Source organism: Pseudomonas violetae, from assembly GCF_023072615.1.
Taxonomy (GTDB): domain Bacteria; phylum Pseudomonadota; class Gammaproteobacteria; order Pseudomonadales; family Pseudomonadaceae; genus Aquipseudomonas; species Aquipseudomonas violetae.
The window spans coordinates 20,606-43,242 of record NZ_JAKNRW010000002.1 but is presented as its reverse complement, the minus strand read 5'-3'; the positions used below and the strand labels follow the sequence as shown (position 1 = coordinate 43,242).

Here is a 22,637-nt window from a genome sequence, read left to right as displayed (position 1 = left end):
TCTTTGTTGGGCATCAACCCTTTAACGCGCCGGTAGTGAGACCGGATACGATTCGGCGCTGGAAGATCAGCACCAGAATCACCAGTGGGACGGTGACCACCACCGAGGCGGCCATCAACAACCCCCAAGGCAACTCATGGGGGCTGCCGCCGGAAATCAAGGCGATGGCGACCGGAACGGTGCGTTGGGTGTCGGTGAGGGTGAAGGTCAGGGCAAACAGGAACTCGTTCCACGCGGCGATGAAGGCCAATAAGCCAGTGGTGACCAGTGCGGGCCATAGCAGCGGCAGTAGCACTCGGGTAAGCGTGACCCAAGGCGAAGCGCCATCCATGATTGCCGCTTCTTCCAGTTCGTGTGGCAGTTGGCCCATGAACGTGGTGAGCACCCAGACGGTGAAGGGGAGGGTGAAAATCGTGTAGCTTAGGATCAACGCCAAAGACGTGTTGTACAGACCCAGGGCGCGGATCACTTCGAACAGCCCCGACAGTACAGCGACTTGGGGAAACATCGACACGCCGAGAACCATCATCAAGACCGTGCCACGCCCACGGAACTTTACCCTTCCCAAGGCATAGGCGGCGGTTACACTGAGGAACAGCGCCAGCGTCACCACGCTCAGCGCAACCACCAGCGAGTTACCGATAGCCCGCAGGAAAGAGGCTTGGTGGAGTACCGTTGCGTAATTGGAGAAATCGGGGGTTTCGATCCAGTAACTCACTTCGAACAAGGCACTGGACGGCTTTAGCGAAGTCACGATGGCGTAGTAGAAAGGGAAGACCGCATACAGCAGCAAAACCCCGATCAGACACCAGAACCCGAGGCGCAACAGCGCTTTTTTCAGTACGCGCTGGCTCATGACCGAACCTCCAGTTGACGGCGTCCGAGGTAGAGATAAAGCATGGCGATTACCGCAACGACCAGAAACAGCAGAGTCGAGGCCGCGCTGCCATAGCCAACATCCTGGAACTCCACCAGGTGCTGGCGGGCATAGACCGACATACTCATGGTGCTCGATGAGTTCGAGGTCAGCACATAGATGACGTCGAAAACCCGCAGCGAGTCGAGGATGCGGAAGATCGCCGCCACCAGCAGTGCGGGCATCAACAGTGGCAGCGTGACACGCCAGAACACTTTCAGCGGATGAATGCCATCGACCCTGGCGGCTTCGTAGCAATCGCTCGGCAACATCTGCAAGGCCGCGAGCATCAGCAGCGTGACAAAAGGGACGGTCTTCCAGACGTCGACGATGATCACCGCCCACATTGACAGATCCGCATCTGCCGTCCAGGCCAGGGGAGCGTCAATCAGGCCGAGGCTCAGCATCATATGATTGATGATGCCGAACTGGTCGTTAAGCATCCATGACCAGATCTTCGCCGAGACAATGGTAGGAATCGCCCACGGAATCAGAATCAACGCACGTACCAAGGAACGGCCGGTGAACTTGATGTTCAACAGCAACGCCACCAGCAGCCCCAGTACCACTTCCAGCCCCACCGATACCACGGTGAAATGCAAGGTGTTGCGCACCGCGTTCCACCATTGCGGATCGACCAAAATGCCCGACCAGCTGGAACCGTTGTGAAACAGATAATTGCTCAAGCCAATGAAGGTTCCGCCACCCGTGTCCGCCAGGTTGGCGTCGGTCAGGCTGAACCAGAATGTGCGCAGTAGCGGCCAGGCAGCCACCAGGGCCAGACACAACAACATCGGCGTCAGAAACAGCCAGGCAGCGCGTACTCGGCGACGTTGCACGGGCGTTTCCCTGGTGACCAGCAGCTCGTCACAAGGGGCATGGGTAGTAGAGACAGACATGGTGATTTCCTTCCTTGTGGCTTACCAGTTCCGGCGTTTGATACGCGTGAGTTCGCTTTCCAGTTCTGCCAGCGCCTGATCGACAGGCAACTCGCCCGCCAGCACGCCATGCACTCGATCGAAGAACGCATTGGAGACCCGAGGATAGCGATCGGCAGTGATGGAGGCGGGGCGCATCACCCCATCGTTGAGAATGCTGTGCAACTGAGCGTAATAAGGCATTGCCGCGAGCAGTTCGGGATCTTGATAGAGCGACTCGATAACTGGGTTATAGGCGCCTATCAGGGCACGATGTTTTTGCTCTTGGGCACTGGTCAGATAGCTCACCAGCTCTGCGGCAAGTTTTGGATGGGCGCTGTAACGCGATACCGCCAAACCCCAGCCACCGAGGGTGGATGCATGGCTGCCGGTCTTGCCGCCACGGGGCAGGGGAGCAACCCCAACCTTGTCTTTTACGGCACTGTCCTGGCTTTGCACCAAGGCCCAGACGTAAGGCCAGTTACGCATAAACAGCGCATTTCCCGATTGGAATACCCCACGTCCTTCTTCCTCGGTGTAATTGAGTACGCCAGGCGGGGAGATGTCTCCTACCCAGCTTTTCGCCAGGGTCAAAGCCGTAATTGAGGCCTGACTGTTGACCACGATGTCGCCTCGTGGATTGACAAGCCCGCCTTCCGGTTGGCTGCTGATCCACTCCAGCGCATTACACGTCAGGCCCTCGTAGGCGCGCCCCTGAAAGATGTAACCCCACGCATTGGGGTTCCCGGCAGTGCGCTCGGCCTGTTGAATATTCCTGGCGGTAACGGTCATTTCCTCCCACGTTTGGGGAACCTGCTGGTTGTACTTCTCGAGCAAGTCCTTGCGGTAATACAGCAGGCCCGAGTCAGTGAACCACGGCATCGTCACCAGCCGTCCGTTCACCGTGGCGTTATCCACCTGTGCCTGGAAATAACCTTGGGTCGCGTTGGCGGGAAGCACCTCGCGTAGATCCATCAGATGTTTGGCCAGCATTCCCGGCCACACCATATCGATTTGAATGATGTCGATGTCGGCGGACTGCGCACTGAGGATCTGCTGGTAGAACGACAACCGCTCGGTCGCCGAGTTAGGTGTGGAAACCACCTCGACGTTATTGCCGGTCTGTTTGGACCACGCCTCGGTAGCCTCCTTGCAGAGTTGTAACTCCGCACCTACCGCACCGCACGATATCGTCAAATTGGCTGCGCTCGAGAGGGATGGAAGCCCTGCACAGAGGGTAAGCAGTGCTGCAGGAAGGAGAGATTTCAACTGTTTCATAAAGCCCTCTTTATTTTTGTTTTTAGAAAAGTTAACGTTAACATCGCTGAATGTAGCAGCGTATTTGCGATTAGGCATCCTTTTTTTCGTCGATTGCGACAATTTACAACTCACGAAAAATGGCCGCTCGCAGGAACAAAACAATAAAAACAAAACAGGGAAATCCACATGCAGAAAGCACCAGGCTGGCTACTCTTAGGCGTGCTCGGCACATCGGCGGCAACCTCTCAGGCCGCGACTCTGGAGGAGCGCATGGCCGCGTTTGAAGCCCGTACCAGCGCAGCGGAAAAGCGTGCAGTCGCAGCCGAACAGCAAACCCAGGCGCTTGCCAGGGAGTTACAGCAAATCAAACTCGCAGCTCCCGCCTTGCAGCCCGTTACGTCTGCGGCCACAGTCATTTCGGGGCCTGCTTTGGACACCCGATTGGCAAAACTCGAAGCCCGTCAGCAAAGCATGGAAAAGCAGGGCAGCAGCGGCCACCTCACGGACGGCTTCAGCTTCAAGGGTTATGCCCGTTCCGGATTGCTGATCAACGATGGGCTGGGTGGTGGTCGTGGCGGCCCTTATGCAACCCCTGCCGGTTCAGTCGGTGGTGCAGTCGGGCGACTCGGCAACGAAGATGACACCTACATGCGCATAGACTTGTCGAAAGAAACCTATGCGCAGAACGGCACCCGCTCCAAATTCACGGTGTCCATCGCCGATGGTGTTGAAAGCACAAATGACTGGACGGCCGACGAGAGCAACCTGAACGTGCGTCAGGTCTTTACCGAACTCGATCATCTCGCCGCCTTCAAGGGCAACTCAGTGTTCGAGAACTCCACTTTGTGGGCAGGCAAACGATTCGACAGAGATAACTTCGATATCCATTGGCTGGACTCCGACGTGGTCTATCTGGCTGGCACCGGAGGTGGTATCTACGATGTGCAGATGAACAAGAACTGGCGCTCGAATTACTCTTTGATCGGGCGTAACTACGGTGACTTCAGTGAGGGCGGTATCAACGCCGATGTGGAAAGCTACATCCTGACCTCAAACCAGTTCTTCGACAGTGGTCAGTGGCAGTGGATGTTCAACGCCATTGGCTCAAAGAAAAACGACATTGGCACTCGCAGCAATGAAGCAGGGCTGACGCCTGCGGATTCCGGCTTGCACAGCATGTTGGCCAATCACCAGAAAAACTTCTTCGGCCGGGAAGGCTTCTTCAAAACAGCACTGCTCTATGGGCAAGGTCTGGGGGCAGAGGTCAAGAACGTCGGCTCGGATGGTGAGCTGATTGACGATGCCCGCGCTCTGCGTCTGGCACTTTACGGCGAGACTCCCATTGCGCCTGGTTGGCGCATCGGTCCCAGCTTGTTGGCCGAACAAAGCAAGGATAGATACGTCAAGGGTGATAATTACCGCTGGATGACCCTGAACATGCGTTTGGCCAATGCAATCAACAGCAATTTCGAGATGGCCTACGAAATGAGCTGGCAAACCATGAACCTCGACCCGAAGGGCTATCTACAGCGTAATGCGGTCGACGGTAACTTTTGGAAATTCACTGTCGCCCCAACATTCAAGCCTGACGTTGGAGACCTTCTCACACGTCCCGAATTGCGAGTGTTCGCAAGCTTCATGAATTGGTCTTCGGATCTGGATAGATACAGCACCTCAGACTCCTTCGGCAAGACGGATTTCAACGCCGGCGGTGTGTGGCAATACGGGATACAAATGGAAACCTGGTTTTAATACTTGAACGCGTCCGGCCGGCCCGCCTTCAGCGCGCCTGCCGGCGGTTGTTGCAAACAGAGATATCGGTTGGAGAGATCAGCTTCGAGATTGGCTATGAAAACCTCTCTAGCTTCAACAATCACTTTCGCATCGGAATGGAAGAGATAGCTAATGTCGTCGCGGAACAGCGATGACGATTATTCAATCGAAGCGGTGCTCATCAATCCCTGCCTTCATCAAAGCTAATTGAGTAAGTGATTACCGGTCGAAGCTGATCAGGCGGCAGTTATCCCGACGACAAAAAATTGAGGAAATGATGATGGTATTACCCCGCGCAGTAGTATTTGGCGAAGCCCTGACTGACCTTGTCCAGAGTGTCCCTGGACAGTGGAAAGGCTATCCAGGCGGCGCGCCCTGGAACGTGGCACGAGCGCTAAGTCGCTTGGGCGTCAGCAGCGCCTTTGCGGGTTCTATCAGTACCGACTCTTTGGGTGACGAGATAGCCTGGCAATCAGAGGCGGCAGGCCTGGATATGCGATTTATCCAACGGGTAGACCGAGATCCTTTGGTCGCCATTGTTCCATCGAGCCATCCGCCAAGATACTTTTTTGCTGGAGAGGCCGATCTGTTTTTTGATCCAGATCTGATGCCCGAAGGATGGAGCAACCACGCAGAGCTGTGTCATTTCAGCTGCATCAGTTTGGCTCGACAGCCACTCGCAGGCAGGCTGGTTAAAATTGCTCAGCAGGCCAAAGAAGTCGGTAAACGGATTAGCTATGATCCGAACTGGCGCAATTTAATGGATAGCCATTATCGGGAGCAGACCTTCCCTACGATGGCAACTCTTGCCGATATGATTAAGCTTTCCGACGAAGATCTTCGGAAAATTTATCCAGGTCTGACCGAGCACCAGGCAATGGATGAACTTCGCGCACTTAATCCTCAGGCACAGATCCTTTTTACCCGAGGGGAACACGGGATGGTTCTCCATACTCCGGACAGCCAACTCGAGCAGCCAGCTATTGCCGTGAAAGTGGAAGACACGGTTGGAGCAGGAGACGCTTGTATGGCGGGTTGGTTGGCTGCAGAGTTGCTGGGTATCGCAGACTTGAGAGCACGCCTACGATTTTCAGCGGCTTGCGCATCCATATCTTGCCGCCATGCCGGAGCCCATGCTCCAGCGCTCGCTGATGTGGAAGTGTTGTCGCTGATTGAAAACTGACTCAACAGCCTCTACTGGGTCAGCTTTCGGTCAGCGGCAACACTCTAAGCCTTAGGGAAGGTCTGAAGTACCCACTGATTTTTGAGGCCCTCGTTGCTTGAGGTTCAAAAAATTCGAAGTCCGCCGAAAAACAGACCCTTCCTGTCGTTAATGCACGGCTCTTGCCTCTGATCGTGCTGTTTCAAGGCGATCAGCCCGCATCACAGACGCACCTCTCCCGCATTCAACAACCGTTTTCGCACCTTCCACAGGTTCGACAATGCGAACAAGATTGTCTGTTGAGCGATGTTTTTCGACAAGCCACGAAAGCGTACTTTCTTGTAGCCAAACTGGCGCTTGATCACGCGAAAGGGATGTTCAACCTTGGCCCGCACCTGCGCTTTGGCGTATTCGATCTTGCGTCGCATACGCCCGACCAAACTCTTTTTTCCGTGCTTTCTATAGCTGCTGGGACGCGCGGCAATCGACCAAATTGTCGTGCGGTTCTGATTCCTGGCCTAAGTAGTTTCCGAGCCTTCTTTCAACGCCAACAACCGAATAGGGTGATAGCTCTGCAACGGCGAGCTAACGAGGCCTAATGAGGCAACTAGGAGTGGCACCATGAGAAAACTCCCCCTGACCTTGTCATTGATCGTGGTTCTGGCTATGACTGCCGGCTGCAGTCATCGGCGACAGGAGGTTGATGCACGGATAAGCGACGCGGAGGATATGGCGACAGCAGCCAGAGTGCATGCGGATGAGTCGGTGGCCAAAGCAGATCAGGCACTGCGGGCGGCACTGGATGCAAAGAAAGCGGCGGACGACGCCAATGCACGAGCGCAACTTATGCTCAAAAAGGCCGAACGTGCCAACTAACGAGCAGCGAATCTCAATTAACTGGAATGGCTCAACCATAAGAAAAATCATGGTGCTCGGGCTGATGTCTGCGTGCCTTGTGGGCTGTGGAAATGCGCCGACTGAAAAAACAGTGTCCACGCCGGACTCGATCGAAAATCATAATCACCCCCGCATCAAGGTGCCAGTTACAGCCGATGACGAGAACGTTGCCAAGACCAAGGCACGGTCCGGGCTGGAGGGGGACGGATGGGTGTTCGACCCGCTCTACGCGACCGCCGTGAATACCGACCGCCGTGACCTTGCCGTGTGTGGCTTTGCGCGCCAGCGAGGAACGACGAACTCTGTTTACTTTGCCTATTACAGCGGCGAGCTGATCCTTTCTGATGATAAAGCGCCCTCTGGCGTCAGCGTCGAAAATGAATTCCTGACAATGATTTGCTCCCAATCCTGAACCGTGGCACTCCCGGCTCCAGCGCTAGACAATCGCCTCGAATATTGGCCAGTCATGGCGGCAATGGTTTCAGCCGTGAGCGTAGGTAGTTTCCGAGGCTACTCATGAGCACATCAGGCGCCTAACTTGATTGACTCTGCCACTGCGTAGCTGCAACGACTGCTTTAACGGCGTAGCCACGAGGTCTGATCAAACGGCCTTGTCGCCAGCGCCGCGGCGGCAAACACATAACTGGGGGTTGAATTGATTAAAATCGATATGAAACTCAAAGACGACATTGTGCGGGCCAGGTAACAACGGTGGTGATGGTTTCGTCACGATGTATCGGTCTTCACCGGAGGGATTGACAAAAACGATGCCGAGGTAAGCACCCGGATTTGTGAGGGACTTACTTGGACCGGTTTGTCCGTGGTTAGCGCGCAAAACCAGTCGGGTAGTGGCGTGATAAGTACTCCTGAATCCACCTGCGAGGTGCGCGTTTTTGCTTCTCAGGAAGATGAAGAAATTGCCCGCTATACCTGGCAACTCAGTCACCGAAGCCATTTTCCATTCCTTGATTAAGGCGCTCATCATGTTGACTAACCATGCGGTAGAGAAAATTCTTGCGGAGCTGGGTGAAGCGTCACCTGATGAACACTGGATCGAAGCCTTGAACAACGGCACCCACGTACTCATCCGTCCGCTGCATCAGCAAGATCGCCAGCTAGAGTTCGAGTTCATTAACCGGATGTCTGCCGAGTCGTTTCGAACCCGATTTTTCGGGGCGATGGGGCACGAGAATGTGTCGCTCCTGGATCAGATGATGGACGTGGATTATCGCAATCGAATGGCTTACATCGCGAGGGTTCATGACAATGGGCATCTTACTGAGGTCGGGATCAGCCGTTATGGCGACTCCGCCGATGTCCAGCAATGTGAGTGCGCAGTAGTTGTCGCGGATCGCTGGCAACGTCAAGGCATCGGGACGCTATTGATGAAACACTTAATCGTTGCGGCGCAACGCAATGGCTTCAAAAAGATGATGTCGATTCATGAGACTAACAACTTCGCAATGCATCGCCTCGCGCGCAGCCTTGGGTTTCATAGCCGATACCCGGCGACTGGCGATAACGAAATCATTCACGAACTCGACTTGACGCCAACCTTTGGGTAACGCCGCTTCTGTTGGGGCTACTGAAATTGTCTCGCGATAAAAGCTGGAGTGTGAACGATGCTGATCAATTCCGAACAAACGAGGCCGTTGACGCCATTTTTTGCGCGTCCTTACCCTTCGATAAAAGCCCTTGAACAATCCGCAATTCATGACCTTTTTTTGTCGTCAAAATGCTCCGATGAAGACCGCGAGCGTTTTGACGAATTAGTCATTCACAAAGTGCGTATCGGCAAGGGGACTGACCTTTATCACGCAGGAGGCTCTTCGCAATATTTGTATTTTGTCCGGGTCGGAAGTTTTAAAACCATTCTTGTCAGCGAGCAAGGGCATAGCCTGGTTACGGGTTTCGCAATGTCTGGCGAACCGATAGGGTTAGAAGCAATCACTGGAGAGCGTCATGTATGCACGGCGTCGGCGCTGGAAGACAGTGAGGTCAATCTGATTTCCTATCATCGGTTGGAACGACTCGCTCGGGATGTACCCCTGTTGCAGTTGAGCTTGAACAAAATGCTCAGCCGGGAAATTAGCCGCAGCCAGAACATGCTGATCACTCTGGGGCATCGCAATGCGGAAGAACGCTTGGCGATCTTCGTACTCGGTCTCTCCAGGCGATTTGCACTGAGGGGGTACTCCGCGCACTGCTTCCACCTGTGTATGTCACGCGAGGATATTGCATCCTCCATTGGCGTCAGATCCGAAACGATATGCCGAGCCATTGCGCGGCTGCGCGATCTACGGCTTATGACTTTCGAAGGCCGTAGCGTCGAAATCATGGATTTACCGCTGCTTGAAGCGTTTTGTCAGAGCGGCTGACACCAGCAGGTTGCAACGATGGAATAGAGACTTTAAAGGCAGGAGTCAGCAGATTTGATCTCGACTTCTTTTACTCCGCCAGTTATTCCGGTGAAACCACTCAGACGCTGCACGGCATTCTGTACCGCAGATGTTCCACCGTACCACCTACCAAGCGGCCCAGGCCCCGATTGCCAACTCGGCCCGTGACAATCACCTCGACATCGATCACATCGAACTCGGTATTACAGGTGCTCGCCAGTATTGAGGCCTCGCGCAGAATCCTGTCGTTGAAGCCTTCATATTGACCATCGCTATGGAACGGGTCGACTGCAGCGACAATTTTACGCGGCCACGTGTGCTGCACATGGCTGACGAAATGCAGGAGGACCTGGCACTTGCGCAGCAGATGGATATCGAGGGGTGTGAACCATCAGGCGCGATAGCAGCGTTGGATGCTCCAGTGCTTTGATCAGTACCGCCATTGGCTGTTCTTTGAGGTGAATGAGGATTTCTCGCAAGGGGTTTTCCACCCAGCCCACTCCAGTGGTGACATGCAACCCGATTTTTCGCAAAGGACGGGCCTGTTCTTCAAGCCATGGTGATGGCGCTCGACATAGCCGAGACGCATGTGCTCCAGGGCTTGTCCGTTAACCATGCCGGCAAGGCCCAGCAGCCGCCGATGAACTATGCGCTGGGCCATTAGATTTTCAGGGCGTTGGCCAGGCGCAACATGGCGGCTTCGATTTCATACGCGGTCAGGGAGGAGTAGCCCAGCAGCCAGCCCTGTTGCTTCGGGTCGCCCGCGTACAAGCCGCTGAGCCCGGACAGTTGCACGCCGGCAGTGGCGGCCTGGCGGATGGTTTTTTCCTCGGACCAGCCGGCTTTCAGCAAGCAGGGGATTTGCAATCCGCCCGGTGGTAGTTCGGCGGTGACCACCGTGCTCAAGTACTTGCCGATGGCATCGTGCATGATCGACCGGCGTCCGGCATACAGCTTGCGCATGGCTCGGACATGCGCGTTGTAATGGCCGTCTTCCATAAAGCGCGCCAGCGTTAGTTGCAGCGTTTGCGGAGTGTGGCCGTCCATCATGCTGCGCGCATAGGCAAAGGGCTTGACCAGCTCGGAGGGCATCACCATATATCCCATGCGCAGGCCGGGGTAGAGGGTCTTGCTGAACGTGCCGATGTAGAGCGTGCGCTGATACTTGTCCAGGCCCTGCACGCACGCCGTGGGTTGCCCGTCGTAATGGAACTCGCTGTCGTAGTCATCCTCGATGATCCACTTGCGTTTTTGCGCCGCCCAATTGATCAACTCAAGACGCCGCTCCAGCGGCAACGTCGCGCCGGTGGGGTATTGGTGCGAGGGCGTGACATACACGCAATTGGCGCCGCTGCGGTCGGCGTATAGCAGGTCGGTGCGGATGCCCCGTTCATCGACATCAATGGGCAGCACCTTGGTTTCGGCGATTTCGAAGGCCTTGCGGGCGCCGTAATAGCCGGGGTTTTCCAGCAGAATGGGCTTGCCGGCGTCCACCAGCAACTGCGCGCACAGATACAACGCCTGACGCGTACTGCTCAATACCAGCACCTGGTCGGGGGAGCATTTGGCGCCGCGTTCGAGGTTCAGGTAGGTGGCAATCGCTTTGCGCAGGGGCTCGGCCCCTTGTGGATCGCCATGCAGCAGCACGTTCGCGCGATAGTCTTTCATGACCTGGCGCTGCAAACGCTCCCAGACATCCGTCGGGAAGCTGCGGGTTTCCGGCAGGCCGGTGGCGAATGCCTTGATGACTTGCTGATCGCGCACACCGCCGGTGTCGAAGATCATCCGCCCGCGTTGGCTGAGTTCGGCGCCGGGTGCGGCGACGCTGCTCCTGACTTCCTGAGCCCTGAGGCGTCGGCGGCCGGCACCGCGCAATTCGACGCCCACCGTGTCGCAGACGTAACTGCCGGCGCCTTCGCGGCGCACGATAAACCCGTCCCGATGCAACTGCACATAGGCGTTCTCAACGGTGTCGCGGGCGCAGCCCAGTGACTTGGACAGCACCCGCGTGGCGGGCAGTTTCAAGCCGGGGCTGAGGGCGCCGTCGAGTATCAGCGCACGCAATGCACGCTGGATCCGCTGGTGCAAATCCAGCAGCTGAAACTCAGCGTCGTTGAGGCGCATCTTCAGGGTTTCCAGCTCGAAGGTCTTTGCCATGTGGTCTGCTCTCTCTCCATGAACTGGCAGGTAAGGGCAGGCCAGTTTATCCGTAGACTCTGGCCCTAGCCACCCCAGGCTTTACCTCGGTGATTACGCACAGGGCAAGCGTTCTTGAACAGGAGTTACTCAACCATGGCTCGGTCACACAACTTCAGCGCAGGCCCGACCGCCGTGCCGTTGGACGTCCTCACTCAGGCGCACGAGGAGTTTTTCGATTTTGCCGGCACCGGCATGTCCGTGATGGAAATCAGCCATCGTTCGCAGGTGTTCATGGCGGTGGCCCGCGAGGCCGAACGGGACCTGCGCGATATCCTCGGGGTGCCGCCCGCCTACAAAGTGTTGTTCCTGCAAGGGGGCGCCTCGTTGCAGTTTGCTCAAGTGCCGATGAACCTGATAGGCGATAAAGGCACGGCGGATTACCTGCACACCGGCCTATGGTCGGGCAAGGCGATCGAGGCTGCCCGGCGCTACTGCGATGTGCGCGTGGTTGCCAGTGCCCACGCGTCCGGTTTCGACCGTATCCCCCACGCCTCGGACTGGCGCCTTAACGCCGACGCCGCCTACTTGCACTACACCGAGAATGAGACGGTGCACGGCGTGCAGTTCATCGACACGCCCGCGAGCGACGCGCCGCTGGTGTGCGATGCCTGTTCAAGCCTGCTGTCCAAACCGATCGACATCGCCAGGCATGGATTGGTGTATGCCGCCGCGCAGAAAAACATGGGCGTGGCCGGGTTGACGGTGTTCATCGTGGACCCGGCGCTGCTTGAGCGATGCCATGCATTTACCCCGGACATTCTCAACTACGCGTGCATCAGCGATGCGCAGTCGATGCTCAATACCCCGGCGACCTTCCCCTGGTACGTCACCGGCCTGACGCTCAAGTGGATCAAGCACAGCGGCGGTCTGCAGGCCCTGCATCAGCGTAATCAGGCCAAGGCGCGAATGCTTTACCGCGCCATCGATGGAAGTGACGGGTTTTATCGCAACCCGGTGCAGGGACCGTATCGCTCCATCAACAACGTGCCCTTCCGGCTGGCCGAGGTGGCGCTGGAGAAGAGCTTTTTGCGGCGCGCGGAGCAGGCCGGCCTCAATGGCCTCAAAGGCCACGCCAGCGTCGGCGGCCTGCGCGCCAGCCTCTACAACGCCGTTTCAGTGCCGGCGGTCGAGGCGCTGTGCGATTTCATGAACGCGTTTGCGCACGAGCATGGCTGAGCCGACCACGCAAAGTGGTCTGGTCTGCTGCGTTAAAGCGTAGGGGTAGAACCTGCCAATCAACCGTTATAAATAACCGCTTACCAGCGGCCGGCTACATCGTCCAGCAAGGAGCCAAGACCTATGTCATCTACTCAATCCCTCTCGTCCCTGCGTCTGCGGGACCTGCTGCACCCGGCGGTTGCCGGATTGATTTCGGTGATCGTCAACTACGGCGGCACCTTCATCCTGGTGTTTCAGGCCGCCAAGGTCGCAGGGCTCAGCCCTGAGTTGACGGCGTCGTGGGTGTGGTCTGTGTCGATCGGGGTAGGGGTGACCGGGCTGTTCCTTAGTTGGGTGAGCCGCGAGCCGATCATCACCGCCTGGTCGACCCCAGCGGCGGCGTTTTTGATCGTCGCCTTGGCGACCACACCCTACGCCGAGGCCATTGGGGCGTACATGATTTCGGCTGCAGCGTTCGTGCTGCTGGGCGTGTCCGGTTACTTTGAAAAAGCCGTTCGCCTGATCCCACCGGGTGTGGCCGCGGGCTTGTTGGGCGGCATCCTGCTGCAGTTCGGCATCGGTGCGTTCGCCAGCATGAGCGTCGATCCGTTATTGGCCGGGGTGTTGATCGGCGCCTACCTCCTGTTCAAGCGCCTGAGTGCGCGCTACGCGGTGGTCGGCATTCTGGTGCTTGGGCTTGGCTTTCTGCTGATGCAGGGGCGCTTGGATTTCACGGGGCTGGCGCTGGAGTTTGCGACACCGGTGTTCACACGTCCTGAGTTCTCGGTCAATGCGTTGTTGAGCGTGGCGTTGCCGCTGTTTCTGATCACCCTCACGGGGCAGTACATGCCGGGCATGCTGGTGCTGCGCAGTGACGGCTTCAGCACCAGCGCCAACCCGATCCTCAGCGTGACCGGGCTGGGTTCTTTGCTGATGGCGCCGTTCGGCTCCCATGCCTTCAACATTGCGGCCATCACGGCCGCCATCTGCACGGGCAAGGAAGCGTCTGAAGACCCGTCCAAGCGCTGGATCGCAGGCGTGGCCGCGGGCATCTTCTACATCCTGGTGGGGATCTTCGGCGTGACCCTGGCGGCGGTGTTCATGGCCTTCCCGGCGACCTTCATCACCACCCTGGCCGGGCTGGCCCTGTTGGGCACACTCGGCGCGAGCCTGGCCAATGCCATGGCGGACGTGAAATCGCGGGAAGCGTCGCTGATCACTTTCCTGGCCTGCGCGGCCAATATCACCCTGCTGGGCATTGGCGGCGCGTTCTGGGGCCTGGTCATCGGCCTGGCCGCCTACGCCGTGCTCAATGGGCAGTTGCCGCATCGTGAAAAGACTGCAGTCCCACAGGCCGGGCCGGTTGCAGTGCCCACCAAAGGAGCGGCCAACTGATGCCTGATCAAACTGAAGACCTCAACACCCTGCATGCGCGCCATGGTCGTTACCCTCAGGCCGGCAGTGTCGAAGACTTTCGCCGCAACCTTGCCGCCGTGCAGCAACGCATTGTCGAGGCGTGCCGTCGGGTAGGGCGCGCCCCGGCGGGTGTGCGCTTGCTGCCGGTCAGCAAAACCTTTGATGAAGCTCATCTGCGTCTGGCTTATGCCGCCGGTTGCCGCCTGCTGGGCGAGAACAAGGTGCAGGAAGCACAGCGCAAGTGGGAAGCCATGACCGACCTGCAAGACCTGCAATGGTCGGTGATCGGCCACTTGCAGACCAACAAGGCTAAGCAGGTTGCACGCTTCGCCAGCGAGTTCCAGGCCCTGGACAACCTGCGGGTGGCCGAGGCGCTGGACCGTCGCCTGCGCATTGAAGGTCGGCAGATGGACGTGTTCGTCCAGGTCAATACCTCCGGCGAAGCCAGCAAGTACGGGCTGGCGCCCGATGACGTGGCAGCTTTCCTGGAGACAATGCCAGCGTTCCCGACGCTGCGGGTTCGCGGGTTGATGACGCTGGCGCTGTTCTCGGCCGACGCGGTGCGGGTGCGTCCGTGCTTCGTCCGGCTGCGTGAATTGCGCGACCGCTTGCGTCATTGCGCCCCTGATGGGGTGTCGCTGCAAGAGTTGTCGATGGGTATGTCGGGTGACTTTGAAATCGCCATTGAAGAGGGCGCGACCGTGGTGCGCGTCGGACAGGCGATCTTCGGGGCCCGAGCCATGCCGGATGCGTACTACTGGCCGACCGCCGATGCCCGCCCCCTCAGTGAAGACACGTTGTTGTCGATCACGCCCACCCGTTGATCCCCCTCTACAGGAAGGCCCGCAATGTCCGCTGCACCCGCTTACCTCATGCGCACCTCAGCCCGACAACCGGTTTCGTTCAGCCGAGGCCAGGGCGCCTCGTTGTGGGACACCGAGGGCGTTGAATACCTGGATGCCATCGCCGGTGTGGCGGTGACGAGCCTGGGGCATGCCAACCCCGAAATTGCCGCGGCCATCGCCGAACAGACCACGGTGTTACTGCACACGACCAACCTGTTCGCCGCTGATCTGCAGTGACGCACAGATCGACGACATCGCCGCGCGCTTCACGCGCCTGCTGTCACCCGCCGCTTGAATTCTTGGCCAAGGACACTTTGCACATGTACGACTCGACACTGACCCTCAACGCTTTCGACCCTGAGCTGTATGAATCGATTCACAACGAAGAGCATCGCCAGGAAGACCATATCGAGCTGATCGCCTCGGAGAACTATGCCAGCCCGCTGGTGATGAAAACCCAGAGCACGGTGCTCACCAACAAGTACGCCGAAGGCTACCCCGGCAAGCGCTATTACAGCGGCTGCGAATACGTCGATGTGGCCGAGCGGCTGGCCATCAAGCGGGTCAAGGCCCTGTTCGACTGCGACTACGCCAACGTGCAACCCCATGCGGGCGCCCAGGCCAACGCGGCGGTCTTCCTGGCACTGATCAACCCCGGTGATACGGTGATGGGCATGAACCTGGCCCAGGGCGGTCACCTGACCCACGGCAATCCGGCCAACTTTTCGGGGCGTCACTACACCATCGTGCCTTACGGGCTGGACCCGAAAACCGGCTTTCTTGACTATGACGAGATGGAGCGAATCGCACTGCAGACACGCCCCAAAATGTTGATCGGTGGTTTTTCCGCGTATTCGCGGTACAAGGACTGGGCGCGCATGCGCAGCATTGCCGACAAGGTCGGAGCTATCTTCTGGGTCGATATGGCCCACGTCGCCGGGCTGGTCGCCGCGGGCGAATACCCGGACCCGCTTCCCCATGCGCATGTGGTCACCAGCACCACGCACAAAACCCTGCGCGGGCCACGTGGCGGTTTGATTTTGTCCAAGGGACAGGATGAAGCCTTCTACAAAAAGCTCGATTCCGCTGTGTTTCCCGGCGTGCAGGGCGGGCCGCTGATGCACCAGATCGCGGCCAAGGCCGTGGCGTTCAAGGAAGCGCTTGCGCCGGAGTTCAGCCTCTACCAGACCCAAGTGGTCATCAACGCCCGGGCCATGGCCGGGGTGTTGCAAAAGCGCGGGTACAAGATCGTCTCGGGCGGCACCGACAACCACATGATGCTGATCGACCTGTCCGACAAGCCCTACACCGGCAAGGAGGCCGACGCGGCCCTGAGCAGTGCCTATATTACCGCCAACAAAAACTCGGTGCCGAATGACCCGCGCTCACCGTTTGTGACATCCGGCCTTCGTATCGGTACCCCGGCGGTGACCACCCGCGGGTTTGGTGTGGAGACCTGCGAGCAAGTGGCCGGCTGGTTGTGCGACGTACTGGACGCCCTGGAAAACGGAGACAGCGACAAGGTCGGCCACCACGTGCGCGAACAGGTTGTCGCGCTGTGCCGTCGTTTTCCGGTCTATCGCTGAGTCTGGCCCGGCCATTACCTGATCGGGTGGTGGCCGGGTGTTCAACTGTTTTATCCGGCGATCCCCTTGGCGACACCCACGCGCCATTGACCAGGTAATTGCCCACAATCTGCGACTTGTACACTCGCGGATTGGGGTTCGCCAACGTGCGCGCATTTCGCCACAACCGATCCGGCTGGATCGAGCCGGTGGGTGTTCTCAACCGTTGAAAAATACGCAGACGGTAAGGCGAGGGACTACACCTTACTGAAGGAGTCGGATAAGCCGATTGTTCGGCACATCAAGATCAAGGTCGCTGCCAACCCGCATGACCCCAGTTGGGATGAGTTGCTGGGAAACTCGCATGCACGGTTCTTAGGAGGTTGGACGAGGGTAACCGCGTCTGACTACCCGACAACCGTATACGGCCGTGGGCTCTTGGACGCAAGAACTGGCTCTTTGCAGGGTCGCTGCGCAGCGGAAAACGGGCTGCGGCAATCATGAGTTTGATCCAGTCTGCACGCATGAATGGGCATGATCCCTATGCGTATCTCAAAGACGTACTGATGCGGCTGCCAACACAGCGGGCTAGTGAAATTGGCTACCGCATCTTTGGGTACCACATAACTTCATAGGGTGAGCTGTGCGACCACTTCATCCGATGACATGACATCGGCATACTCATCACCCAGTATAGGCAAGGTCAATTCATGAACGGTTGTGGCGTCCCATGACTGTCCATGCGGCGCGATGACGGGCACGGCTGTCGTGGCGTCTGATGGAAGGACGATGCTGTATCCGAGTGCTTTTCCCGCACGGACTGTGGCATCTATGCTGTTGTGAATGACAACAACCGTCAGCACCAACCGCTTTACCTGCATCCGTTTAAGAACGGTGTCTAATTCAGTGCCAATGAACGCGCAGTTTTCCTGTTGGGTGATGACGATTTCGCCCTTCATCGGGGCAACGTTCTTCTTAATGTCATTCCAGCAGGTAATTGGCGAACTTCAGCCTTTACTCTCGGCTATTAAACGTTGCAACTGAGCATCGGCATCAACACGCGAGAACGCGGAACCAGCCTGAAGCAACCCTGCCAATCAAACGGTTTATCTGTAGTCAGCGCACACAGAACGACTTTTTCTAGTCACCCACGCAGCTTAGAAAATCAGCTCTTTGGACTGCACGCTTTTGACCCCGCGCACGTTCTGCGCAAGTTCGATGGCCAGGGCCTGTTCAGTACCATTATTGACTTTACCACTGAGACTGACGACGCCCTTATTGGTGGTCACGTCGATGAATGATCCGGCCACGTTGCTGGTGTACAGCAGGGTTGACTTGACCTTGGTCGTGATCCAACTGTCGCTAATGTCGCTACCTGCCTCGTCGACCACCTGCTTGCTACTCTCGACCACGCTGGGTTTCATCGCATTGACTTTGATCTGGTTATCGACCGCGATCACTCCATGGGTATTGCGCGCCAGACGACCGGCCAATTCACGCTCAGCCGCGCTTTGTGCAGTACCACTCAAGATCACCCGAGCAAACTTGGTGTCGACGTTTGTGCTCAACCCGGCGGCGCTCTTACTCCACAGCAGCTTCGATTTGACCGCTGTGGTGATGCTGGCGTCCTCAATCACATCACTGAAACCGCGCTCAGTGCCGGGCTTTGGCGCAAGGTAGTTGGCGTCTACGATGATCTGGTTATCCACCGCTGTAATGCCTTTAACGCCCAGGGCAATTTCCTTGGCCAGATCCTTGTTGACCTCTTCCGTGACATCGCCTTGCAGCGTGGCCTTGCCGTTCTCCACCGTGACATCAATTTTATTGCTGCGCAGATAAGGGCTTAACGCGAAGGTGGTCCAGATCTGAGTTTCCTGACGGGCATTGGTGACCGCTTGCGAATCGCCAGCGGCGTAAGCACTGACACTGGCGCAGGCGATTGAAAGTGCGAGGAATGTGCTGAGAAATAAGCTATGGGGCTGATTGTTCATGATGGTTCTCAATATCAAGAAAGACCTGATGGATCGAGATGCCGTCAAATAACGACCCTCGATACCCAGCGCTGCCTCTGGCTAAAGCAAGCAATGGGGCCAGACTCAGCGTTTAGAGGGATGGATAAAATCGTTGACCTGCTTCTCTGCTTCTTCACGCGCGATGTCGTAGTGATCTTGCAGCAAGCCCGCCAGTTTTTGCTGATGGTCTTCGGACTGCAGCAACTCATCCTCGGTCAATGTTCCCCAAGCGACCTTGGCGGCGCCGACCTGCTGTTTCCATTTGCCTTTGAATACATCGCGGCTGGTCATGCTCATGATTTTTTGGGTTCCTGCTGCGACTTTTCTTCATCGTTGCTGGCACTGGGCTGTTGCTCTTGACGAGCCGTCTTTCTCAGTTCCTGGGTGTCGCCCTGCGGGAAAATCGTTATGGCTTTGTAATACGGCTGAGTCGTGCTCATGCCGCCAGGCTCTTGTGCGCGGCTTTTGCTGGACGCACTGAGGTGGCGCTGCTCGCTGGGTTTGTTCATGTAAACCTCTGGCAAATACCTAGAACGCTGCGAAGTTGCGGCTCTCGGGATTAGGACAATGACAGGGGTATGCATGCGCGTCGGTGCGCTAGCGCTCTTAAAAATAGCCCACGGTCGCGATTTAAAAGAGTCTCAAAACCTGAGCTGGCGGCATCAGCGCATTGAAGCGAAGCCCGAAGTACCGTGCACGTGCGCAGGGCATAATAAGGCTATGTGCGCTAACAGGCAGACCCACCGCGCTGTCTGGCCAGGCTGGTGCTCCGTAGAATCCGAGCCGCACGCCTGCCAATTCTAATTTTGTAAGGTTGAGGCATTACGTAGACTTGTCTTCCTGATTGGACTTGACCTGTTTTGCAAGGAATAGGCAATTGGAACCGCTCTGCGGACCGGGGGCGTCAATACTGAAGCCTCAAGGCCAGCTACCTTCGGTTGGGGGATAAACAGGTTCGGTTTCAGCATGATCAGCGGCTGATTGCCACAGGAGTTGACCAGGGAATGTCGAAAGGAGAGTCGCGAGTAGAGCTCAATATGGTGTGGCAGGTGACACCTTATCTAGCGCTCCAGCCAAGCGTGCAGTACGTGTTCAACCCCAGCAACTTCTACAATCCCCAGGCCGAGGTTAGTGGCAAATGCTCGAAGGCAATTGTCAGATTACGCAACGCCGTTTCTCGATCCGGCTTGGGCGTGTGTGCCACGTAGTCACGCTTGATTGTCTTCACGAAGCTCTCGGCCACAGTTTGCGATGAGCAGCCATCTTGAAATGCAGGCACTGAGCATGATCTCAAGGATGCGAAGCTCCTCATATGCAGTCGCCTGCTTGCCCCAAAAGGAATGGGGCAATGACCTAATCCTACGAAGCGACTCACTACGCTGATCCCAGCTTCGGATCGCCATCAATATCTCGCCCAAGCGGGGCTTTTGGGCCTACAGTCTTGAGTGTCGCTCACTGCAAGGAATACAAATGAACGTGTTGCCTTCAAGCTCTCTGCCAAGGCTCGTCAGCCTGCTGGGATATGGCGGTTTGTTGCCGTTTATTGGTCTGGCACTGCTGATCCCGTTCTCTTTCGACTATCGGCCGTTGTTTGCGATGGCGCTTGTTAACTATGGCGCAGTCATCCTGAGCTTCGTCGGCGCCTTACACTGGGGCTTCGCCATGACCGTGCAAGACATGAGCGCCGAGCAGGGCCGCAACCGGTTCATCTGGAGTGTCATTCCGGCGCTTATTGCTTGGATTGCCACGTTACTGCCAATGCCATTGGGTTGCTTACTGCTGGTCATCGGCTTTGTTGTCCACTACCGGCAGGACAGGCAGCTGTTACGGGTTATGAGCTTGCCCGCCTGGTACCTGCCGATGCGATTACGGCTTACCCTCGTGGCGAGCGGCTGCTTGCTGCTTGCCGCGATCGTTGAGGCGCTTCATTCATGAAGCCTCGTGTGCCCGGCTCGTTGCCCGTGCCTGGCAGCCGCTTATCGCGGTTGATGCGTTTTGGCAGTTTGGCCTCGGGCGTCGCGGGCGGCATGCTAGCCGAAGGCGCTCGGCAGTGGGTTCAGGGCAAACGTCCAGCGCTCAGCGAACTGCTGTTGACGTCGGGCAATGTGCATCGGGTGGTCGAGCAACTGTCGCAACTGCGTGGCGCCGCCATGAAGGTTGGGCAGTTGTTATCGATGGATGCAGGTGATTTGTTGCCGCGCGAGTTCAGCGAAATCCTTTCTCGTCTGCGTTGTGACGCTCATCCTATGCCCATGAGCCAGTTGGTGGCAGTCCTCAACGAAAGCTGGGGCAAGGGCTGGGAAGGGCGCTTCGAACGGTTTTCCTTCACGCCATTGGCGGCAGCGTCCATCGGCCAAGTTCATGTTGCGAAGGGAAAGGACGGCCAACGCTTGGCGATCAAGGTGCAATACCCTGGCGTGCGCGAGAGTATTTCGAGCGATGTGGATAACGTTGCGACCTTGTTGCGCATGTCCGGGATGCTGCCTAAGGGCATGGACGTCGCCCCATTACTCCAAGAGGCCAAGCGTCAGCTACAGGATGAAGCGGACTACATGAAAGAAACCGAGCACTTACGGCGCTTTGATCAACTGTTGGCCGACAGTCCTGAATTTCTGGTTCCTCGTGCGTATGCTCAGCTCAGCACGCCGAATATTTTGGTGATGTCCTTCGTTGACGGAGTAGCGCTGGAGTCACTAGAGCACGCGCCCCAGGCAGAGCGCGACCGGATCATCATGTTGCTATTCGGCCTGTTTCTGCGCGAGGTGTTCGAGTTCCAGTGCGTGCAGACCGACCCTAACTTTGCCAATTACCGTTATCAGCCAGGCACCGGCCGGGTGGTGTTGTTGGACTTCGGCGCCACGCGACTTTATGACCGCAACACTACCGAGGCTTATCGCCGCTTGCTAATTGCAGGCCTGCATGAAGACCGTACCGCCATCACCAATGCCGCGATGGAAGTCGGCTACTTTCAGCCTGAGACGCTGCCCAAACACCGAGCTCTGCTCACTGATCTCATTACACAGGCCTGCGAGCCACTGAGGCATCAAGGGGCCTATGACTTTGCTACGTCTCACCTGGCCACACGCCTGCGTGATACCGGTTGGGAACTAGGTGCCGACCGCGACTTCTGGCACACGCCACCTGTGGATGTACTGTTTCTGCATCGCAAGGTGGGAGGTTTGTACCTGTTGGCCGCGAAACTGAAGGCGCGGGTGAATTTCCGGAGGCTGTTCGAGCCTTACGTGATTTGATCGCTTTATGGACGATAGATGCTTGCCTTGAGTACCGCTACCGCTTAACCAGGCCTTTACATAATTCTCGGCCCGCAAGTATCTGATCTCTGATTCAATTGGCGATTTGCTGGTAAGCGTCCGGCGAACTCACCTTCCGAACTCCAGCATTAAGGGCGATGGTGTCCGCGTATTTTTAAGCGGACGCGATCACCCTTATCGCCAGGATTCCCATGCGCCAACGAAGCTCTTATCCAAAACTGTTCAAGGCCCAGGTCGTTCAGGAGTGCCTGCAACCTGGAGCAACTGTTTCCAGTGTCGCCATCAGCCACGGCATCAACGCCAATGTCATCCGCAAATGGATGCCGCTCTATCGAGACCAACTCGCCCCAACCTCGTTGCCAGCATTTGTCCCACTGAAGGCTGTACCTAAACGGCCAGCCGAAGCCTCAGTGATCATTGAGTTGCCCATGGCCGGGCAAGTGATCACGGTGAAATGGCCAACCTCAGATCCTGAGGGCTGCGCGCAGTTTATTCGGGCTGTCGCTCAATGATCCGCATTGATGCGATCTGGCTGGCCACGGAACCGATGGACATGCGCGCCGGCACCGAGACGGCATTAGCCCGAGTGATCGCGGTGTTCGGTGCGGCGAAGCCGCACTGCGCTTATCTGTTCGCCAATCGCCGGGCTAACCGGATGAAAGTTCTGGTGCACGACGGCGTGGGAGTCTGGCTTGCAGCGCGGCGACTGAATCAAGGCAAATTTCACTGGCCCGGCATTCGCCATGGCTGCGAGGTCGAGCTCGACAGCGAGCAACTCCAGGCGTTGGTACTGGGCCTGCAGTGGCAGCGAGTCGGCGCAGGCGGTGTGATTAGCATGCTGTAAAC

General features: G+C 57.3%; 25 protein-coding genes and 4 pseudogenes. 18 read left to right on the top strand and 11 right to left on the bottom strand.

Going from position 1 to position 22,637, the window contains the following annotated elements:
- Window positions 1–13 precede the first annotated feature (13 nt).
- The 3 genes from L9059_RS02500 to L9059_RS02490 are packed head-to-tail and all read right to left on the bottom strand — an operon-like array spanning window position 14 to window position 3,111.
- Window positions 14–856 carry a carbohydrate ABC transporter permease gene (locus L9059_RS02500; protein WP_247286950.1) on the bottom strand — a complete coding sequence of 281 codons (843 nt, stop codon included), beginning with the start codon at window positions 854–856 and terminating at the stop codon, window positions 14–16.
- Window positions 853–1,815, bottom strand: a complete 963-nt coding sequence (locus tag L9059_RS02495) for a carbohydrate ABC transporter permease (RefSeq protein ID WP_247286948.1) — start codon at window positions 1,813–1,815, stop codon at window positions 853–855. Before L9059_RS02495 ends, L9059_RS02500 begins: the two co-directional genes overlap by 4 nt.
- Window positions 1,816–1,836: 21 nt before the next feature.
- Entirely contained in the window at window positions 1,837–3,111 is a 1,275-nt protein-coding gene (locus L9059_RS02490; protein ID WP_247288256.1) for an ABC transporter substrate-binding protein, read from the bottom strand.
- A 168-nt stretch (window positions 3,112–3,279) separates the two neighbouring features.
- On the opposite strand from L9059_RS02490, the gene L9059_RS02485 reads away from it, so the two are divergent.
- The 3 genes from L9059_RS02485 (at window position 3,280) to L9059_RS02480 (ending at window position 6,049) form a co-directional block, all read left to right on the top strand.
- A complete protein-coding gene (locus L9059_RS02485; protein ID WP_247286946.1) occupies window positions 3,280–4,845 on the top strand; it encodes a carbohydrate porin in 1,566 nt (521 codons plus the stop codon).
- A complete protein-coding gene (locus tag L9059_RS30810; RefSeq protein ID WP_428480242.1) occupies window positions 4,809–5,021 on the top strand; it encodes a helix-turn-helix domain-containing protein in 213 nt (70 codons plus the stop codon). The genes L9059_RS02485 and L9059_RS30810 overlap by 37 nt, the downstream gene beginning before the upstream one ends.
- 125 nt (window positions 5,022–5,146) lie before the next feature.
- Window positions 5,147–6,049: a carbohydrate kinase family protein gene (locus L9059_RS02480; RefSeq protein WP_247288254.1), complete on the top strand. Its 903-nt coding sequence runs from the start codon at window positions 5,147–5,149 to the stop codon at window positions 6,047–6,049.
- Between the two features lie 200 nt (window positions 6,050–6,249).
- On the opposite strand, the pseudogene L9059_RS02475 reads toward L9059_RS02480, so the two are convergent.
- Window positions 6,250–6,531, bottom strand: a pseudogene (locus L9059_RS02475) (transposase); the annotation flags it as partial.
- A 118-nt stretch (window positions 6,532–6,649) separates the two neighbouring features.
- On the opposite strand from L9059_RS02475, the gene L9059_RS02470 reads away from it, so the two are divergent.
- Together L9059_RS02470 and L9059_RS02465 are read left to right on the top strand one after the other, a co-directional pair.
- Entirely contained in the window at window positions 6,650–6,904 is a 255-nt protein-coding gene (locus tag L9059_RS02470; protein WP_247286944.1) for an Lpp/OprI family alanine-zipper lipoprotein, read from the top strand.
- A complete protein-coding gene (locus L9059_RS02465; protein WP_247286942.1) occupies window positions 6,894–7,337 on the top strand; it encodes a hypothetical protein in 444 nt (147 codons plus the stop codon). The genes L9059_RS02470 and L9059_RS02465 overlap by 11 nt, the downstream gene beginning before the upstream one ends.
- A 189-nt stretch (window positions 7,338–7,526) precedes the next feature.
- On the opposite strand, the gene L9059_RS02460 is transcribed toward L9059_RS02465, so the two are convergent.
- On the bottom strand, window positions 7,527–7,910 hold the full coding sequence (locus L9059_RS02460; protein WP_247286940.1) for a hypothetical protein: 384 nt from the start codon (window positions 7,908–7,910) through the stop codon (window positions 7,527–7,529).
- On the opposite strand from L9059_RS02460, the gene L9059_RS02455 reads away from it, so the two are divergent.
- Together L9059_RS02455 and L9059_RS02450 are read left to right on the top strand one after the other, a co-directional pair.
- Window positions 7,909–8,490, top strand: a complete 582-nt coding sequence (locus L9059_RS02455) for a GNAT family N-acetyltransferase (protein WP_247286931.1) — start codon at window positions 7,909–7,911, stop codon at window positions 8,488–8,490. The genes L9059_RS02460 and L9059_RS02455 overlap by 2 nt on opposite strands.
- 57 nt (window positions 8,491–8,547) lie before the next feature.
- Entirely contained in the window at window positions 8,548–9,303 is a 756-nt protein-coding gene (locus tag L9059_RS02450; protein WP_247286929.1) for a helix-turn-helix domain-containing protein, read from the top strand.
- A gap of 100 nt (window positions 9,304–9,403) precedes the next feature.
- Here L9059_RS02450 and L9059_RS02445 read toward each other — a convergent pair.
- A pseudogene (locus L9059_RS02445) lies at window positions 9,404–9,955 on the bottom strand (hypothetical protein); the annotation flags it as partial.
- 29 nt (window positions 9,956–9,984) lie between these two features.
- Window positions 9,985–11,481, bottom strand: coding sequence for a MocR-like pyridoxine biosynthesis transcription factor PdxR (gene pdxR, locus L9059_RS02440; protein ID WP_247286927.1), 1,497 nt, complete (start codon window positions 11,479–11,481; stop codon window positions 9,985–9,987).
- 135 nt (window positions 11,482–11,616) lie between these two features.
- On the opposite strand from pdxR, the gene serC reads away from it, so the two are divergent.
- The 6 genes and pseudogenes from serC to L9059_RS02410 form a co-directional block, all read left to right on the top strand.
- Complete coding sequence (gene serC, locus L9059_RS02435; protein ID WP_247286925.1) at window positions 11,617–12,699, top strand: 3-phosphoserine/phosphohydroxythreonine transaminase; 1,083 nt, start codon at window positions 11,617–11,619, stop codon at window positions 12,697–12,699.
- Window positions 12,700–12,822: 123 nt separating this feature from the next.
- A complete protein-coding gene (locus L9059_RS02430; RefSeq protein ID WP_247286922.1) occupies window positions 12,823–14,076 on the top strand; it encodes a benzoate/H(+) symporter BenE family transporter in 1,254 nt (417 codons plus the stop codon).
- On the top strand, window positions 14,076–14,921 hold the full coding sequence (locus tag L9059_RS02425) for a YggS family pyridoxal phosphate-dependent enzyme (protein WP_247286919.1): 846 nt from the start codon (window positions 14,076–14,078) through the stop codon (window positions 14,919–14,921). The genes L9059_RS02430 and L9059_RS02425 overlap by 1 nt, the downstream gene beginning before the upstream one ends.
- Before the next feature lie 24 nt (window positions 14,922–14,945).
- The gene (locus L9059_RS02420) at window positions 14,946–15,179 is read left to right on the top strand and encodes an aminotransferase class III-fold pyridoxal phosphate-dependent enzyme (protein ID WP_428480241.1); all 234 of its coding nucleotides are present in this window, start codon (window positions 14,946–14,948) and stop codon (window positions 15,177–15,179) included.
- Between the two features lie 83 nt (window positions 15,180–15,262).
- Window positions 15,263–16,528, top strand: coding sequence for a serine hydroxymethyltransferase (gene glyA / locus L9059_RS02415; RefSeq protein ID WP_247286910.1), 1,266 nt, complete (start codon window positions 15,263–15,265; stop codon window positions 16,526–16,528).
- Window positions 16,529–16,920: 392 nt separating this feature from the next.
- A pseudogene (locus tag L9059_RS02410) lies at window positions 16,921–17,147 on the top strand (transposase domain-containing protein); the annotation flags it as partial.
- On the opposite strand, the gene L9059_RS02405 reads toward L9059_RS02410, so the two are convergent.
- From L9059_RS02405 to L9059_RS02390, 4 genes are all read right to left on the bottom strand, one after another.
- Window positions 17,137–17,505 (bottom strand): isochorismatase family protein, encoded by a 369-nt coding sequence (locus L9059_RS02405; RefSeq protein ID WP_345894256.1) that lies wholly within the window; start codon window positions 17,503–17,505, stop codon window positions 17,137–17,139. The pseudogene L9059_RS02410 and the gene L9059_RS02405 overlap by 11 nt on opposite strands.
- 159 nt (window positions 17,506–17,664) lie before the next feature.
- Entirely contained in the window at window positions 17,665–18,498 is an 834-nt protein-coding gene (locus L9059_RS02400; RefSeq protein WP_247286905.1) for a BON domain-containing protein, read from the bottom strand.
- A gap of 105 nt (window positions 18,499–18,603) precedes the next feature.
- On the bottom strand, window positions 18,604–18,816 hold the full coding sequence (locus L9059_RS02395) for a CsbD family protein (RefSeq protein WP_247286897.1): 213 nt from the start codon (window positions 18,814–18,816) through the stop codon (window positions 18,604–18,606).
- The gene (locus L9059_RS02390) at window positions 18,813–19,028 is read right to left on the bottom strand and encodes a hypothetical protein (RefSeq protein WP_247286895.1); all 216 of its coding nucleotides are present in this window, start codon (window positions 19,026–19,028) and stop codon (window positions 18,813–18,815) included. Before L9059_RS02390 ends, L9059_RS02395 begins: the two co-directional genes overlap by 4 nt.
- 405 nt (window positions 19,029–19,433) lie before the next feature.
- Between L9059_RS02390 and L9059_RS02385 the strand changes: the two are divergent.
- The 5 genes and pseudogenes from L9059_RS02385 to tnpB all read left to right on the top strand — a co-directional run.
- Window positions 19,434–19,655, top strand: a pseudogene (locus L9059_RS02385) (carbohydrate porin); the annotation flags it as partial.
- A 334-nt stretch (window positions 19,656–19,989) separates the two neighbouring features.
- Window positions 19,990–20,454: a DUF3429 domain-containing protein gene (locus L9059_RS02380; protein ID WP_247286893.1), complete on the top strand. Its 465-nt coding sequence runs from the start codon at window positions 19,990–19,992 to the stop codon at window positions 20,452–20,454.
- Window positions 20,451–21,770, top strand: coding sequence for an ABC1 kinase family protein (locus L9059_RS02375; RefSeq protein ID WP_247286891.1), 1,320 nt, complete (start codon window positions 20,451–20,453; stop codon window positions 21,768–21,770). The genes L9059_RS02380 and L9059_RS02375 overlap by 4 nt, the downstream gene beginning before the upstream one ends.
- A 212-nt stretch (window positions 21,771–21,982) precedes the next feature.
- Window positions 21,983–22,303, top strand: coding sequence for an IS66-like element accessory protein TnpA (gene tnpA / locus L9059_RS02370; protein ID WP_247286881.1), 321 nt, complete (start codon window positions 21,983–21,985; stop codon window positions 22,301–22,303).
- Window positions 22,300–22,635, top strand: a complete 336-nt coding sequence (gene tnpB / locus L9059_RS02365) for an IS66 family insertion sequence element accessory protein TnpB (RefSeq protein WP_247286879.1) — start codon at window positions 22,300–22,302, stop codon at window positions 22,633–22,635. Before tnpA ends, tnpB begins: the two co-directional genes overlap by 4 nt.
- Window positions 22,636–22,637: the final 2 nt, after the last annotated feature.

Bases quoted from the DNA above. Each gene is read 5' to 3' on its own strand.
- L9059_RS02390 (WP_247286895.1), bottom strand. From the start codon at position 19,028: ATGAACAAACCCAGCGAGCAGCGCCACCTCAGTGCGTCCAGCAAAAGC.
- L9059_RS02490 (WP_247288256.1), bottom strand. From the start codon at position 3,111: ATGAAACAGTTGAAATCTCTCCTTCCTGCAGCACTGCTTACCCTCTGT.
- L9059_RS02460 (WP_247286940.1), bottom strand. From the start codon at position 7,910: ATGATGAGCGCCTTAATCAAGGAATGGAAAATGGCTTCGGTGACTGAG.
- L9059_RS02400 (WP_247286905.1), bottom strand. From the start codon at position 18,498: ATGAACAATCAGCCCCATAGCTTATTTCTCAGCACATTCCTCGCACTT.
- L9059_RS02395 (WP_247286897.1), bottom strand. From the start codon at position 18,816: ATGAGCATGACCAGCCGCGATGTATTCAAAGGCAAATGGAAACAGCAG.
- glyA (WP_247286910.1), top strand. From the start codon at position 15,263: ATGTACGACTCGACACTGACCCTCAACGCTTTCGACCCTGAGCTGTAT.
- L9059_RS02450 (WP_247286929.1), top strand. From the start codon at position 8,548: ATGCTGATCAATTCCGAACAAACGAGGCCGTTGACGCCATTTTTTGCG.
- L9059_RS02425 (WP_247286919.1), top strand. From the start codon at position 14,076: ATGCCTGATCAAACTGAAGACCTCAACACCCTGCATGCGCGCCATGGT.
- L9059_RS02470 (WP_247286944.1), top strand. From the start codon at position 6,650: ATGAGAAAACTCCCCCTGACCTTGTCATTGATCGTGGTTCTGGCTATG.
- L9059_RS02455 (WP_247286931.1), top strand. From the start codon at position 7,909: ATGTTGACTAACCATGCGGTAGAGAAAATTCTTGCGGAGCTGGGTGAA.
- tnpA (WP_247286881.1), top strand. From the start codon at position 21,983: ATGCGCCAACGAAGCTCTTATCCAAAACTGTTCAAGGCCCAGGTCGTT.
- L9059_RS02485 (WP_247286946.1), top strand. From the start codon at position 3,280: ATGCAGAAAGCACCAGGCTGGCTACTCTTAGGCGTGCTCGGCACATCG.
- L9059_RS02420 (WP_428480241.1), top strand. From the start codon at position 14,946: ATGTCCGCTGCACCCGCTTACCTCATGCGCACCTCAGCCCGACAACCG.
- L9059_RS02380 (WP_247286893.1), top strand. From the start codon at position 19,990: ATGAACGTGTTGCCTTCAAGCTCTCTGCCAAGGCTCGTCAGCCTGCTG.
- L9059_RS02500 (WP_247286950.1), bottom strand. From the start codon at position 856: ATGAGCCAGCGCGTACTGAAAAAAGCGCTGTTGCGCCTCGGGTTCTGG.
- L9059_RS02375 (WP_247286891.1), top strand. From the start codon at position 20,451: ATGAAGCCTCGTGTGCCCGGCTCGTTGCCCGTGCCTGGCAGCCGCTTA.
- L9059_RS02430 (WP_247286922.1), top strand. From the start codon at position 12,823: ATGTCATCTACTCAATCCCTCTCGTCCCTGCGTCTGCGGGACCTGCTG.
- L9059_RS02495 (WP_247286948.1), bottom strand. From the start codon at position 1,815: ATGTCTGTCTCTACTACCCATGCCCCTTGTGACGAGCTGCTGGTCACC.
- serC (WP_247286925.1), top strand. From the start codon at position 11,617: ATGGCTCGGTCACACAACTTCAGCGCAGGCCCGACCGCCGTGCCGTTG.
- L9059_RS02480 (WP_247288254.1), top strand. From the start codon at position 5,147: ATGGTATTACCCCGCGCAGTAGTATTTGGCGAAGCCCTGACTGACCTT.
- tnpB (WP_247286879.1), top strand. From the start codon at position 22,300: ATGATCCGCATTGATGCGATCTGGCTGGCCACGGAACCGATGGACATG.
- pdxR (WP_247286927.1), bottom strand. From the start codon at position 11,481: ATGGCAAAGACCTTCGAGCTGGAAACCCTGAAGATGCGCCTCAACGAC.